This is a genomic window from Salinivirga sp. (genome assembly GCF_035268865.1).
In the GTDB taxonomy this organism is placed as follows: domain Bacteria; phylum Bacteroidota; class Bacteroidia; order Bacteroidales; family Salinivirgaceae; genus Salinivirga.
On record NZ_DATFKB010000127.1, the window covers coordinates 1 to 15,091 of the forward strand.

Genomic DNA, 15,091 nt, shown 5'->3' on the forward strand with positions numbered 1-15,091 from the left:
TTCAGCTGCCTCTTTGGCCATTTCAATGGCATTTCCTTCGTGATTTTCACCATCTGTGATAATAATCAGGGCTTTATTTTTCTCATCGCCGGGTGAAAATGAATTTATACCATGACCAATGGCAGCGCCAATGGCTGTACCCTGCTGGGGAATCATTTCTGTTTCGACTGACGAAATAAACATTTTAGCTGCAGGGTAGTCGGTGGTAAGAGGCAACTGTGTATAGGCTTCGCCGGCAAATACAATCAATGATATGCGGTCGTAATCGAGCCGATCGAGCAACTTTACAATAGCTCGTTTGGCACGTTCCAATCGGCTTGGCTGAATGTCGGTGGCCAACATACTTCTGGATACGTCGAGTGCTACCACCAGCTCTTTACCTTCACGCTGCACCTCTTTCATACGTGTACCAAAGCGTGGTCGGGCAATGGCCAAAATTATGGCTGCCAGTGCCAGCATTAAAAGCATGTATTTCCACCATGGCTTTGAGCGTGAGCGCATTGGTGCCATTCGGGCAATCATTTTACTGCTGGCAAAACGCTCCAGTTGCTTTCTGCCCTGTCTGCGCATAATCCAAAACAGCAGGACTAACACCGGGATGATCCACAGTAGATGTAAATATTGTATGTATCCAAACTCAAACATATTGGTTCTCTTTTTTAAGGCATTGTTCTGAATATGGTTGCTCTGAGCACAACTTCCATTAACAGGGCTATAGCGGCAATTATCGCAAACCAGATGTACTCTTCCTGTTTTTTAGCAAATGACTTGGTCTCTATCCGGGTTTTCTCCATCTGGTCGATTTGGTCATAAATTTCTTTAAGTGCACTGTTGCTGGTGGCCCTGAAATATTTTCCATCGGTCATTTGGGCCATCTCCTGCAGCGTAGCTTCATCAATCTCCACCTCCATTTGCTTATATTGGGTACCAAATGGGGTTTGTACCGGATAAGGTGCTGTTCCACGCGAACCCACACCAATGGTATAAACCCTGATTCCAAATGTATTAGCCAGCTCTGCAGCCGTAACCGGATCAATTTCGCCGCGGTTGTTCACTCCATCGGTCAGCAGGATAATAACTTTACTGTCGGCATTGCTTTCACGCAGCCGGTTTATGCTGGTTGCCAAACCTAATCCAATGGCTGTTCCATCTTCGATCATGCCACTTTTCACATCTTTAAACAGGTTCAGTAAGGTGGCATGGTCTGTGGTAAGCGGGCATTGTGTAAATGCTTCACCACTGAAAATGGTGAGCCCGATGCGGTCGTTGGGCCGCCCGTTGATAAATTGCATTGCCACATCTTTTGCTGCATCCAGACGATCGGGGCGCAGGTCGCGGGCCAGCATACTACTTGACACGTCAAGCGCCATGATTATATCAATCCCTTCGGTGGTTTGTTTCTCCCAGTTATCGGTACTTTGGGGCCGTGCTATGATTAAAATTACTGCAATTATGGTAACCATCCTCAACACCGGCAAACTATGCCTTGCCCACTCTTTTATTCTGTTGTAAGGCTGTTTGAATGCAGATAATGAACTTACCCGCAGTGTGGCATTTTGCTTTTTACGCCTGAATATATACCATGCTGCCATAGGTATCAGCAAAAGCAGCAGATACAGGTATTCAGGGTTGGCAAATGTATATCCGTTTATGCTCATTGCGCTTCGTTTTCTTTTTGATGATCTGGTTCAACAACTTGCTCTTTTGTACTGATTACAAATTGATAGGCATAATCCATGGTTCTTGAATTGTCGTCGGGTAATGGCGTAAACTTTGCAAATTTCGCCAAATCAGCCATTTCAAGAATATCCTGCACTTTTTTACTGTTCTCAGCATCGAGAATTTTATGCTGGTTGATATAATCTTCAATATATCCCGTGGTATTTTCCATGGCCGGCACATGAAACCTGTATTCCAGGTATTTACGCACAACATCTGATAAAATGCTGTAATGCAGTTTTATTTTATCTTTTTGCCATAGTTTTTTGCCCTGTAACTCATCCAGCTCACGCAAAGCAATAACATGTGGTGGTTCCTTGGGTTTTGGCGGCCCCGGCATCTCCGCTTTTTGTTTTTGCTGTTTTTTGAAATACCACCAAAGTGTAAAAACCAATGCTAAAACAAATATTATGAGCCCGACATAGATGGCATATTCATTTAAAAACTCCTTGAAGGTTAATGGTGTGGCAATGGGCTTTTTTATATCTGCAATGGCGTTGGCCGTGGAGTCAATATTGAATGTGGTCACACCAAGGTATACAGGATTGGTTCGTAAGGTATCTGTTTTTTGTCCATTATAAGAAACCGCAATACGATATGGTTTTATCTCATATGAACCAGAATCGAAACTGGTGATGATATAAGGTTTGCTTATGGTTTTCCGTCCGTTTTCCAGCACTGTATCAAAGGGCAAATCACGTATTATTTCAATTTTATCTACAAGCGTATCCATCAGTGGCGGAAAAGTAACCTTTGCATCACCGGGCACATTGGCCGAGAGGGCAAACTCCACATGATCGCCAATGAGCATCATTGAGGTATCGAGGGAAGCCTTTACCTGCGCTCCCTGGCCCCTGCCTATGCCTGGCAGTATAAATAAAAGTATTGCTATGGTTAATAGTTTACGTTTCATTATATCGGAACATTTACATTGATCGTTTCTTAAAAAACTTTACCAAAGGTTGTACATAATCCTCATCGGTTGACAAATTGACAGCATCCACACCCGATTTACGGAAGGTTGTGCGCTGATATTCCTCCAGCTCCTTCCACCATTTTTCGTATAACATTCGGTTCTTGCGACTGGATGTATCGATGGTTTTCAATTCACCCGTTTCCGGATCAGCAAATTCTACCAGCCCCATTGGTGGCATTACCCGCTCTCCGGGGTCAAAAACCCTGAGCGCTGCCACATCATGCTTTTTATTGGCTATCATAAGGGCATTATCGAAACTGCGGTCGATGAAGTCGGAAATCAGAAAAGCGGTACTGCGTTTCTTGATCATTCCGGTAAAATACTCCAGTGCATTACTGATATTTGTACCTTTTTCGGTAGGTTCAAATCTGAGTAATTCGGAGATAATGCGGAGAATATGTTTCCGGCCCTTTTGAGGTGGGATAAACTTCTCAACTTTACTACTGAACAGAATTACACCAATTTTATCATTATTTTGAATGGCCGAGAACGATAATACGGCTGCGAGTTCAGCAATAAATTCACGCTTGAAAACCGAATCTGTTCCAAAATCTTTCGACCCGCTGATGTCGATAAGTAACATCACCGTAAGCTCACGCTCCTCTTCAAAAACTTTCACATACGGATGATTAAACCGGGCAGTCACGTTCCAGTCCACATCACGAATAGCATCGCCATACTGGTACTCACGCACTTCGCTAAATGTCATTCCCTTGCCTTTGAAGGCAGAATGATACTGCCCTGCAAAAACCTGCCTGGACAACCCGCGGGTTTTGATTTCGATGTGACGAACCTTTTTTAATATATCTTGTGTTTCCAAAACAACACCATTTTAAATTACCTAATCATCTTAGCTTTTTGCTCAGCTTCTGACCGTTGATCAGAAGTACATATTTTGCGAATTATTATTCGACAAACTATGGTACCTCAACTGTATTCAGCACCTTATTGATGATATCGTCGGTTGTAAGTTCCTCAGCTTCGGCCTGGTAAGTGAGCCCAATGCGGTGACGTAACACATCGTGGCATACAGCACGCACATCTTCGGGCACCACATAACCGCGGCGCTTGATAAATGCATACGCTTTGGCTGCTTTTGCGAGGTTAATGCTGGCGCGGGGCGATCCACCGTAACTAATCATCTCCTGGAGCGATTCAAGGTTATAATCTTCAGGTGTGCGTGTAGCAAATACAATGTCCAGAATGTACTGTTCAATTTTTTCATCGATGTATACATCTTTTACCACATCACGAGCCTTAAGAATCGCATCGCGTGTAATAACCTGGCTTGCTTCGGGAAAATCTTTCAGTAAGTTTTCCCGCATAATGCGTTTCTCTTCTTCGAGTTTTGGATAATGCACAACTGCTTTCAGCATGAAACGGTCCATTTGTGCTTCGGGTAGCGGATAAGTCCCCTCCTGCTCTATTGGGTTTTGTGTAGCCAACACAAGGAAAGGCTTTTCAAGTGTAAAAGTATTTTCGCCAATGGTTACCTGTTTCTCCTGCATAGCCTCGAGCAGCGCACTCTGAACTTTGGCCGGAGCACGGTTAATCTCATCTGCCAGAATAAAATTGTTGAAGATGGGGCCTTTCTTTACCTGAAATTGCTCCTTTTTCTGACTATAGATCATGGTTCCGATAAGGTCGGCAGGTAGCAGGTCGGGTGTAAACTGAATGCGACTGAAGCCCGCATTGGTAGTTTTAGCCAGCGTACTGATGGCAAGCGTTTTGGCCAAACCCGGCACACCTTCGAGCAAAATATGACCATCGGAAAGCAGCCCTATAAGCAAACTCTCAACCAGGTGCTTTTGCCCTACAATGACCTTGTTCATCTCCATTGTGATCATCTCAACGAAAGAGCTTTCCTCTTTAATTCGTTCATTGAGCTCTCTGATGTTGGTTGTAGTATCCATAAATTCAGATTTTATTTTTAGCTATATATTTCTGAAGGACAAAAGTAACGCAATCAATTGATATATTGTACCCTCAAAAAAGTAATTTTAACGAAACTTTAACCCGGCGAGCTTTAGTTAAACCTTGTATACCCTGAAAGAAAAAACTTCATCCGTTTAAAATTTTGATTTTAATGGTCGGATGGAGCTCGCCATGATAAGTTTAATCGTCATGATTTAGGTAAATTAAAACGGCTTGAGATGCAGAGTTCAAATCCTTCAAATTAGCTAGCTCAATTATTATTTTCTTTATGAAGCGTTAAACTTCAAATTATTTGTTCAATATAAAAACATTCCCTAACCTTGCAGCATGCGTTACTTTATCAACCTGGCATACGATGGCACACATTATCACGGCTGGCAAATACAGCCCAATGCAGTATCGGTGCAACAACTTGTGAATGAGGCGCTCGAAAAAATCACCCGCGAAAAAGTCAATGTAATTGGTTGCGGGCGCACTGATACAGGTGTACACGCAAGCTATTTTGTTTTACACGTAGATTTTGACAATGAAATTAACGACCTCGATAAATTCACCTATCACCTTAATGCTGTTTTACCTAAAGACATTGTAGTGTATGAAACCAGGCCTGTGGCCAATGATCTTCATGCCCGCTTTAGTGCAACTGCAAGGGAGTATCATTACTTTTTGAGCAAAACACCACACCCCTACCTTTATCCTTTTACCAAACCACTGGTCAAAAGACCTGATATACAAAATTTACATAAAGCAGCTAAAATCATTGCGCAAAACACCGATTTTGCAAGCTTTTGCAAAGCCCACGCAGCCAATAAAACCAATATTTGCCACGTCACAGAAAGTGAGTGGATTGAAACCGATGATTTATTAGTGTACCGCATTAAAGCTGACCGTTTTTTACGCAATATGGTCAGGGCTTTGGTGGGTACGATGCTCGAAATTGCTTACGGAAAGCGTTCAATTGAAACCCTTCAGCAAGTGTTTAACACTCAAAACAGAAGTAAGGCCGGCATGTCTGCCGCACCGGAAGGGCTTTTTCTTACAGGCGTATGGTACCCCGATGATATTTTTGAACAATCATCACGGTTACCATTTCCAGTTCAATAAAGTTTTATTCTTCTTTTGTTCGCGTGAGCAACTCTTTCACATTACCTATTTCGATAAATGATGCGCCAACGCCACGTCCAAAACTACCTGCTATAACTACAACAATGTCATGATCTTGAAGATAGTTTTTCTTGATAAGCCTTGCAATACCGTGACGGATAAACTCATCCGGAGAGTTCCGTTGCTCAATATAGTTTACATGTACACCATAAGACAGAGCCAGCTCGCGCATAGTTCGTTTGCTGTATGCCATTGCAAATATGGGGCGATTTCCGCGGTAACCGGCCAGGTTGCGAATGGTGCGTCCCGATGTGGTATCGGCTACAATAGCTTGTGCTTTTAGTTGTGTGGCTGCTTTCACAGCCGATTGGCAGAGCCAGCCTGAAATTTCTGACGCCAAAATAGCAATAGGAACATCTTCAACATATAAACCTTTATTTTGCTCAACCTCCATTGCAACACTACTCATCACCCGTAAAGATTCTAAAGGATATTTTCCATAAGCTGTTTCACCGCTTAGCATAACGGCGTCGGTGCCATCATAAATGGCAGTGGCAATATCAGTCACCTCTGCCCTTGTTGGCCTCGGGTTTTCTATCATACTGTGCAACATTTGTGTTGCTGTAATAGAAATTTTACGCCGGGCCATGCTTTTTCGAATAATATTTTTCTGGATAATAGGTATACGTTCGCGCGGAACTTCTATGGCAAGATCTCCACGAGCAATCATTACACCATGTGCCACATCAAGTATTTCATCTATGTTATCTATACCCTGCTGATTTTCAATTTTAGCAATGATTTTTATGTTGCTGTTGTGTTCGTCTAAAATACGCTGCACGGCCAGCACATCCTGTTTGTTACGAACAAATGAGTGGGCAATAAAATCAAGATCGTGCTCAGCTGCAAAATGAATATATCCCTTGTCTTTTTCGCTGAGTGCTGGGAGACTCAAATGGGCCGAAGGTATATTAACGCTTTTGCGTCCTTTTATGTAACCCTGGTTTTTAACTTCGCAAAGCAGTTTATCATCAATATGTTTCAGCACTTCAAGCTCTAAATCACCATCATCGATCAATATACTGGAACCGTCGTGCACATCTTTTACAAAATCAGGATATGATACATAAATCATTTCAGAATTTGAGATACCTTCCGGGTCTCCTTTCATACAAATCTTATCTCCACCTTTTACAAATATTTTCTCATCGGATTTGGTTGTTCGAATCTCTGGGCCTTTGGTATCAAGCAAAAGCGCTATCTTATCAGAAACCTTACGTACATTTTCAATCACCTTAAGCGTATCGTCATGTGTTTGATGCGCAGTATTTAAACGCACTACATTCATACCTGCATCAAACAATTCCCTTAAAAATTCGGGCTGACAGTTTAAATCAGATATTGTTGCTACAATCTTGGTCAACTTCTTCATATATTAATCTGTTTTATTTTTTTCTGTACTGTAATTTACAAAAAATCTGGTAATTAACTCATTTTTGGTTGATTTGGCTCTTTACCCAACTCAATTACTGAAGCCAAAAATAAGCCCACAAAGATAAATATGCTACCGAAAAGATAAAATGTTGTTTATATCAATACGCATCATTTTTTGCCTATAAGATCTTCAGTTTTGAACTAACTCCTCTTTATATTTTTGGTATAGCTGCTGCACAATTCCATCTGATAGGCCCATTCGTGGCACAAAAATACGCTTGCTGTTAGCATATTTAAAAGCGCGTAAAAATATTTTTGTTGCAGGTAAAATTACATCGGCCCGGTGCGGATTAAGCCTTAAAACAGCAATACGCTCATCAAAAGTAAATCGCTGAAGATAATCATACATATGCTTCAATTCATCGGCATTGATGGATTCCCCATATTTTTTACCCATCAGTTTAAAAAGCTTATTGATATTTCCCCCTGAACCAATGAGTGATATGTCTTTCAAACGCAATGCCTGTTGACGCATAAACGCCTTAAAGCGATCCACCTCAGCCTCATCTTCTTTTTGGGTAAGCATGCGGACAGTACCAATATTGAAAGACTCCTGTTCCAATTTCTGATTTTTAGAGACTACAGTAACTTCGGTACTTCCCCCTCCCACATCAACATAAATATAATCCTTTTTGGTATCAAGATATTGCGATATACCTGTATTAAAAATAATTTCGGCCTCTTGCTTTCCATTAATTATTTCGAGTTCAATGCCAATTTCTTCCTGTATTTTACGAATCAATTCCTGACCGTTTACCGCCTCACGCATTGCAGAAGTTGCTACTGCCCTGTAGTCGATAATATTGTAGGCATTCATAATATGCCGATACCCCGTCATGGCATGCAAGAGCTGATCGGATTTCATATTACTTATACGCTGACCGCTAAACACGTCTGCACCTAACCTTAATGGTATGCGTATGAGTGAGACTTTTTTAAATTTTGTTTCATCGGGGTACTCAATGGCATTCATTATGAGCAACCGAATAGCATTAGAACCGATATCAATGGCACCAAAAGGTAAAAATTTCATTTGTTTCAAACGGTTGAGTCAGCAAAAACTTGCGGGTGACTTATTTAAGGTTCTTTAAATAGGTATAATACTCAATTTGGGCACGGTGCTTCTTTTTTGCCCTGGTTTGTCTGTATTTGTTCTGCTGGTAGGCATCGAGTACCCGGGCCTTGGTATTGTCGCGCCATTGAATATCGAACATGGCACGGAGTTCTTTTTGGATCTCTTTATCGTATACCGGGCATGCTACTTCTACGCGGTGATCGAGGTTACGTGTCATCCAGTCGGCAGAAGTAATAAAATACTGTTCATCGCCACCATTGGCAAAAACAATAAACCGGCTATGTTCCAAATATTTATCTACAATACTAATACCTTCGATATTATCGCTCATTCCTTTAACGCCGGCCTTCAATGAACAGATACCACGCACAATCAACTTTATTTTAACGCCGGCTTTGCTTGCCGAATACAGATGGTTTATCATGCCCTGATCGACAAGGTTGTTAAGTTTAAGTAATATGTAGGCTGGTTTTCCGAGCCTTGCATTTTTTATTTCCGTTGATATCTGTTGCATAAATTGCTTGCGCATACTATATGGAGAAACCACCAAATGCCTGTAATTAAAGCGTTTGTAGTTATGCTTGAGGAACTCAAATATTTTTGTTACTTCTGCGGCAAGATGCCTGTTGGTTGTAAATAAACCTTCGTCGCAATATACATTGGACGTGCCTTCATGGAAATTTCCCGTTCCAATGTATGCAAAGCTTTTTATACGCCCCTGTTCCTTGCGGTGAATAAGTGCAATCTTTGAATGTACCTTCAATCCTGGCACACCGTGAATTACGCGTACACCTGCTTCCGATAATTTCTCAGACCAACGGAGGTTGGCTTTTTCGTCAAACCTGGCAAGCAATTCAATGAGCACTGTGACGCGCTTGCCATTTTTGGCTGCATTAATCAATGCATTAATGACTTTCGACCGGTCGGCAACACGATAAAGTGTAATTGATATAGAAATTACCTGCGGATCAACAGCTGCTTCCCTTAACAAATCTATAAAATGATTAAATGTTTGGTAAGGGTAATGCAGCAGGATATCGCGCTCTCGAATAACCTGCATTATACTTTTATGCACATCCACATGTCTGTGCACCAGGGCGGGTGGATTATGTATTTCCAGCTCATTATCAACTGAGGGAAACTTAATAAAATCTTTGAAATTATGATAAATGCCACCCGGAATCAGGTTATCGTCATCGTCAAGTTCCATTTGTTTTGTGATAAACCGGTAAAGGTCAGGTGGCATGCGCTCATCATAAACCATACGTACAGGCTGGCCTTTGCGACGTTCTTTTAAAGATTTGGCCATTTTTTCCATAAAACTCATGGAAATGTCATCATCGATATCGAGCTCGGCGTCCCGTGTAATTTTGATTGTATAGGCTTCAATTTTATCGTATTCGAACATAAAAAAGATGTCATCAAGGCAATACCTGATAATATCATCTGCGATAATGATATAAGTATCCTCTTCAAGCCCCTTACGTTTGGGTAGCACAACAAACCTGGGATTACTTCCCACGGGCACTTCAAGCAGAGCATATCGTGTTTTACGAGGTCTGTTTTCCACGGTCATTTTAACAGCCAGATAAATGGCCTTATCCCTAAGGTAAGGAAAAGATTTATCTTTACTGAGCATTATTGGCACAATGAGCGGACTAAGCTCCGATGTAAAATAGTCGCGGGCAAATGGTCCCTGCACACTATCCAGCTGTAATTCATCGATCACGTGAACCCCTACAGCATCAAGCTCACGAAGCAAACGCTCATATATGGACTGAAAACGCTCCTGAAGCGACATAACAGTTTTCTGAATTTGGTCGAGCACTTCCTGGGGGGTCATGTCGCCCAAAACAATTTTTGACTGCTTTCCGATATCCACCAGGCGACGCATTGTAGCTACGCGTACACGAAAAAATTCATCGAGGTTGTTTGAAAAAATACCCAGAAAACGCACACGTTGAAGTAAAGGATTGCGTTCATCATCGGCCTCCTGTAAAACCCTTTCATTAAACGAAAGCCAACTAATTTCACGATTTATAAATCTGCTCTCCTTTTTTACTTTCTGCATGTGTTAATTTGAGTTTATGAGATGGAAAAATACAAAATGCAAAAATAACCAACAAATATAATCTGAATATTATAGGATACGTTACCTTTACGTTAATTGCATAAAAAAACCACCCTTAAAGAAGAGTGGTTTAAGAAATTCTTACTGGTTGGTTTATTGAACAATTAGCTTTTTAACTTTTTTATCGTTGATTACTACATAATATAACCCTCTTGTTAAATTTTGTGAATCTCTGATCTCCTGCATGCTTGATGAATATACTTTGAAAGTATCGTCATTGTCCAAACCTCTTATTTTCCATGCTGCCCCTGCACGCAATGGTTGGGGATAAATTCTGTAATCTTTAGCATTCACTTCAGTTGAAAGCACTCTTAAAGTTTCAGTAGTTCCGTCAAAATCTGTCTGTATAAGTTTAATATAGATTTGGCCGTTCGATTCTGAGTTAAAGCTGTACTCATAATTGGTCAGGGTACTTTTTGTTCCATTTCCTGCAACTCTGTCCAGCTCTTCCCAGTTATTCATATCCCGGCTTATATACAGTGTAAAAAAGTCGTTATTGGTTTCTGTTGCTGTGGTCCAGGTTACAGTAACTTCAGCTTCTTCTGATTCTATATCAGCGCCAAGCAGCTCGACGGGAAGCGGATTATTATAGTTATTATCGTTTCCTGAACTTAAAGTACCGGATCCGCCATCTACCGTACCGGTAAATGATCCACCAACATTTACTGTTCCATCAATGGTTACATTGGCCTGATCGGGTGCTGTAAAGTCTCCGTCTATTTGCACATTACCATCAAGTGTTATGTCAGAATTGTTGCTTACATTCACATCGCCACTCACATCCAATATTCCTGTCGAATTAACAGTAAATGCACCATTATTACTTACAGAAATGTTATTCAAAACATTCAAAACACCATCAAGGTTAAGCGTAGCATTATTTTCTACGTTTAAGTTATCAGCATTTACTGTAACCCCTTCCACGATATTTAGTACGGATTTGTTACCCAATGTGATGTCGTTATAATTGGCATCAGAGCTAATAGTAACGGTACTGTTATTAGGCACATCTAAATCCTGTGCAACAGATCCTAAAAAACTAAATACCAGTAGTAATGTGATGAAAGGTTTCATTTTAATTTATTTAAATTGTTCAGTGTCTAATACGCCTGAAACATCAAAGAGTTTACCAATTTCAGCCTACTTTGACGAATGAATCAAATGCTTTGACGAAATAAAAAAACACCGCAGAATAATCCACGATGTTTTTTTGCAGATAAGGTAAATGAGATTATTTCTGGTACATAGCATCATCGATGTCTACATTAACATCAATGCTTTTAATCTTAATTTCCATAGGTTGCGGCATCATACCTGATGATACAATTGTGTGTGGATACAATACACCACCAACTGGTTTGTAATCCTTCATTTGTTGTACTTGTTCCATTTCGCCACGCTGGGTTTCAATGGTCTTTTTGGTCATCACTTTCAAACCCGAGTTTACATCATAATAGTCGAAATGTGAATCGCCTGACGGGCTGGTAACTTTTACTTTATACACTTCTTTCCCGTCGATATCCTCGAGTGCAATAAGCTCTAATTCATACCCAAGTTCGTCATATTTCAAAGATTTGTGCATTTGACTCTCGCGTTTCAATGCTTTAAGCTCTTCACCTTCAAAATCTTTTTCGCCCTGCATGCCAGTCATGAAACCATTTTCACCATCATAAACCTGTTTACTGACAAGCATTCCATTCATTTTGGTTTCATTAATCATTTTATCAGGTGCTTCCTTAATCATTATGGTTTCAATGGTCCTGCCCTGCATTTGCATTTCAGCCAACTGCTTAACTGATTTTATAGCTTTAAGTTTAGTTGCACCGCCACGGGCATCAACATATTTAGCAACTACTTTTTCAGCGGTAAGACCTTCCGGAAGGGTTTTATTGTCATCTACTTCGTTACCCCAGGTATCATAAATTTTAACTTCGCCATCGCTGTCGAACTTCTTAAGCGTCTTCTTGAGCGCAGCTTTATCTCCGGCAACTATAATGTGACTGTTTTCGGGTTTGATATATTTTTCAGCCATTTCGGTTACCTGATCTACTGTTACAGCGTTAAGCTTTTTAAGGTATGTATTATAGTAATCTGAGGGCAGGTTATAACGTTCTGTATTTAGCGCAAAACGTGCAATGGTGCGCGGAGATTCCATAGCACGGGCAAAAGAACCTGTTTGAACATTTTTAATCATGTTTAAATGTTCTTCGGTAACAGGATCAGCTGTCATGCCCTTCATCTCATTAAGAAACTCGGCAACTGCGCTGTCAGTTACTTCAGTTCCTACCTCAGCCCCTGCATTAAAATAACCTACCAGGTCATTTTTTGAAAGCTGACTACGGGCACCATATGTATAGCCTTTATCTTCTCGTAGGTTTTGCATCAAACGGCCTGAGAATACACCTCCACCAAGCGCTTCATTCATTACGGTTGCAGGAATTGCATCTTTGTCACCGGGTTTAAGTTCAATAGGGTAAGTAATTTTTATTACAGATTGAACAGCACCATCTTTATTTGCGATGGCAACCTGGTTGCCTTTTGGGGGCTGAGGTTGGTCATACTCATGGGTTGGCACCTCACCTTTTTCCCAATCGCCAAAATATTTGGTGACAAGTTTTTTGGCCTGACGCTTTTTAATATCACCAACTACTACCATATAGGCGTTATTGGGTTTGAAATAGGTGTTATAGTAGTCTAAACACATTTCACGTGTGATATTTTCAACACTTTCTTCAGTGGTAACCTCGCCGTAAGGATGGTTCTTACCATACCTTAAAACTTTGGCCACATTATTTGCCATTGCCCCTGGGTCAGATTTCTGTGTAGAAAGACCTGACTTGGTTTGTTTGATATATTTTTCCAGCTCTTCTTCAGGAAAAGTCGGGTTTAAAGCTACATCAGCAGCAATTTTAAGAAAATCTTCTGTGAATTTCGACATGGTGGATCCGTAAAACCCATTGCTATTTGTAGATAAACGGGCACCCAAATAATCAATTGCTTCGTCGATCTCCTGTTTGCTGCGGTTTGCTGTACCTGTACGCATGAGGTCACCTGTTGCACTTAAATATCCAACTGCTTCTTTTTCTAAAACAGGGTCATCATCAAGGAACAGTTGAAAAGAAACTCTGGGTACTTTATGATTTTCGACCAAAATAATTTTTAGCCCGTTATCTAACTCAAAAGTTTTAGATTCTTCAATTTTAATTTCGGGTGCCGGACCAGCTTCTGGCCTGACACTTCTATCGAGCTGAGCTGATAAATTCAGTCCGCTGAATAAGATTATTACTGAAAATATGCTTGTTAAAAACTTCATGTCTTATTGGTTTTTTTGTTTTTGTGATTCTGGTAAATAATAAAGCACAACGCGATTATCTTTGGTCAGATACTTCTTTGCAGCTTCTTTGATATCGGCTTTAGTTACAGCTCTGTATTTTTCAATTTCAGTATTAACCAAATCTGTGTTCTTAAAGTAAGTATAGTTTCTTGCAAGCGCATTGGCACGAGAGTATAAACGGGCAGAGCCATTTACAAATTCGCTTTCAACCTGGTTTTTCAACTTTTGAAACTCGCGGTCATCAATTGTACCATTCTTCACAGCTTCTATTTCAGCATTCATTGCATCTTCAAGCTTTTGCGGATCGACACCCATATTGGGTAGCGCAAATGTCAAAGCAACGGAAGGGTGTTCAAATGGCATTGGGAAGAGGTTTACTGCCATAGCCAGTTCTTTCTCATCCACCAGCTTTTTGTGTAAGCGTGAACTTTGTCCGCCAGAAAGCATTTTGGCTAATAAATCTACGGCATAATAGTCTTCACTACCCATTGCTGGTGTGCGGTAAGCCTGAATGATGGCTGGTAACTGAATTTGGTCGTAAACAGTGTCACGTACTTCACCGCCAAGTGGAGGCTCATTGGCTTCCGGACGGCGAATATCCTCAGTCCCTTTTGGGATGGTACCGTAATATTTTTCAATGTATTGCTTGGCTTCATCCTTCTCAAAATCTCCGGCTAGAACCAATACTGCATTATTTGGCACATAAAACATATCATAAAACTCCTGAAATTCGTGATTTTCGGCAGCTCTAATATGCTCAGCATCGCCAATTGTAGTCCAGCGATAAGGATGCTCTTTAAATGCACGCTTCATGGTTTGAATCATGATATCGCCATATGGGCGGTTATCATAACGTTGTTTTTTTTCTTCAATCACAACTTTCTTTTGTGTGGCAATACCAACAGAGTCTACTTTAGCGTGAAGCATACGTTCTGCTTCGAGCCATAGACCCAGCTCAAGCTGGTTTGAAGGCATGATTTCATAGTAATACGTACGATCATTGCTGGTATTAGCATTCAGTGTACCTCCTGCTTTTTCAACAATTTCTGAGTACTCACCACGATCAATGTTTTTGGTACCTTCAAACATGAGGTGTTCAAAGAAATGGGCAAATCCGGTGCGAGAAGGTTTTTCGTTTTTCGATCCTACGTGATACATCACGCTAATGGATACAATTGGAGCAGTGTGATCCTGATGAAGTATCACATGTAGTCCATTATCGAGGTCATACTCTTCGAACTCGATTTCGTCTGATCCGGCAAGGGCAATTAGGCCGGGTACAAACAATAAGGTTAATAATCCAAACAGTTTTTGTCGCATAAT

At 40.9% G+C, this 15,091-nt stretch carries 12 protein-coding genes; 1 reads left to right on the forward strand and 11 read right to left on the reverse strand.

The genetic code is table 11. From position 1 onward, the window contains the following. The 5 genes from VJ937_RS07675 to VJ937_RS07695 form a co-directional block, all read right to left on the reverse strand. The coding region (locus VJ937_RS07675; protein ID WP_324066316.1) for a VWA domain-containing protein at positions 1 to 645 on the reverse strand (645 nt) is incomplete at its 3' end. A 14-nt stretch (positions 646 to 659) separates the two neighbouring features. After that, a complete protein-coding gene (locus VJ937_RS07680; RefSeq protein WP_324066317.1) occupies positions 660 to 1,658 on the reverse strand; it encodes a VWA domain-containing protein in 999 nt (332 codons plus the stop codon). Continuing rightward, on the reverse strand, positions 1,655 to 2,632 hold the full coding sequence (locus tag VJ937_RS07685; protein WP_324066318.1) for a hypothetical protein: 978 nt from the start codon (positions 2,630 to 2,632) through the stop codon (positions 1,655 to 1,657). The genes VJ937_RS07680 and VJ937_RS07685 overlap by 4 nt, the downstream gene beginning before the upstream one ends. A 13-nt stretch (positions 2,633 to 2,645) precedes the next feature. Then, positions 2,646 to 3,515 (reverse strand): DUF58 domain-containing protein, encoded by an 870-nt coding sequence (locus VJ937_RS07690; RefSeq protein WP_324066319.1) that lies wholly within the window; start codon positions 3,513 to 3,515, stop codon positions 2,646 to 2,648. 97 nt (positions 3,516 to 3,612) lie between these two features. After that, on the reverse strand, positions 3,613 to 4,608 hold the full coding sequence (locus VJ937_RS07695; RefSeq protein WP_324066320.1) for a MoxR family ATPase: 996 nt from the start codon (positions 4,606 to 4,608) through the stop codon (positions 3,613 to 3,615). A gap of 349 nt (positions 4,609 to 4,957) precedes the next feature. Between VJ937_RS07695 and truA the strand changes: the two genes are divergently transcribed. Then, positions 4,958 to 5,734 carry a tRNA pseudouridine(38-40) synthase TruA gene (truA, locus tag VJ937_RS07700; RefSeq protein ID WP_324066321.1) on the forward strand — a complete coding sequence of 259 codons (777 nt, stop codon included), beginning with the start codon at positions 4,958 to 4,960 and terminating at the stop codon, positions 5,732 to 5,734. A 4-nt stretch (positions 5,735 to 5,738) separates the two neighbouring features. On the opposite strand, the gene pyk is transcribed toward truA, so the two are convergent. From pyk to VJ937_RS07730, 6 genes are all read right to left on the reverse strand, one after another. Further along, on the reverse strand, positions 5,739 to 7,166 hold the full coding sequence (gene pyk / locus VJ937_RS07705; protein ID WP_324066322.1) for a pyruvate kinase: 1,428 nt from the start codon (positions 7,164 to 7,166) through the stop codon (positions 5,739 to 5,741). A 192-nt stretch (positions 7,167 to 7,358) separates the two neighbouring features. Beyond that, positions 7,359 to 8,261 carry a hypothetical protein gene (locus VJ937_RS07710; RefSeq protein WP_324066323.1) on the reverse strand — a complete coding sequence of 301 codons (903 nt, stop codon included), beginning with the start codon at positions 8,259 to 8,261 and terminating at the stop codon, positions 7,359 to 7,361. 40 nt (positions 8,262 to 8,301) lie between these two features. Next, positions 8,302 to 10,374, reverse strand: coding sequence for a polyphosphate kinase 1 (gene ppk1 / locus VJ937_RS07715; protein WP_324066324.1), 2,073 nt, complete (start codon positions 10,372 to 10,374; stop codon positions 8,302 to 8,304). 153 nt (positions 10,375 to 10,527) lie between these two features. Then, on the reverse strand, positions 10,528 to 11,508 hold the full coding sequence (locus VJ937_RS07720) for a hypothetical protein (protein WP_324066325.1): 981 nt from the start codon (positions 11,506 to 11,508) through the stop codon (positions 10,528 to 10,530). 157 nt (positions 11,509 to 11,665) lie between these two features. Next, complete coding sequence (locus tag VJ937_RS07725; protein WP_414706401.1) at positions 11,666 to 13,372, reverse strand: insulinase family protein; 1,707 nt, start codon at positions 13,370 to 13,372, stop codon at positions 11,666 to 11,668. A gap of 378 nt (positions 13,373 to 13,750) precedes the next feature. Further along, entirely contained in the window at positions 13,751 to 15,088 is a 1,338-nt protein-coding gene (locus VJ937_RS07730) for a pitrilysin family protein (protein ID WP_324066327.1), read from the reverse strand. Positions 15,089 to 15,091 lie beyond the last annotated feature (3 nt).

Coding starts and splice junctions, on each gene's coding strand:
- VJ937_RS07680 (WP_324066317.1), bottom strand. CDS start 1,658: ATGAGCATAAACGGATATACATTTGCCAACCCTGAATACCTGTATCTG.
- VJ937_RS07685 (WP_324066318.1), bottom strand. CDS start 2,632: ATGAAACGTAAACTATTAACCATAGCAATACTTTTATTTATACTGCCA.
- VJ937_RS07695 (WP_324066320.1), bottom strand. CDS start 4,608: ATGGATACTACAACCAACATCAGAGAGCTCAATGAACGAATTAAAGAG.
- truA (WP_324066321.1), top strand. CDS start 4,958: ATGCGTTACTTTATCAACCTGGCATACGATGGCACACATTATCACGGC.
- pyk (WP_324066322.1), bottom strand. CDS start 7,166: ATGAAGAAGTTGACCAAGATTGTAGCAACAATATCTGATTTAAACTGT.
- VJ937_RS07710 (WP_324066323.1), bottom strand. CDS start 8,261: ATGAAATTTTTACCTTTTGGTGCCATTGATATCGGTTCTAATGCTATT.
- ppk1 (WP_324066324.1), bottom strand. CDS start 10,374: ATGCAGAAAGTAAAAAAGGAGAGCAGATTTATAAATCGTGAAATTAGT.
- VJ937_RS07720 (WP_324066325.1), bottom strand. CDS start 11,508: ATGAAACCTTTCATCACATTACTACTGGTATTTAGTTTTTTAGGATCT.
- VJ937_RS07725 (WP_414706401.1), bottom strand. CDS start 13,372: ATGTCGAAATTCACAGAAGATTTTCTTAAAATTGCTGCTGATGTAGCT.
- VJ937_RS07730 (WP_324066327.1), bottom strand. CDS start 15,088: ATGCGACAAAAACTGTTTGGATTATTAACCTTATTGTTTGTACCCGGC.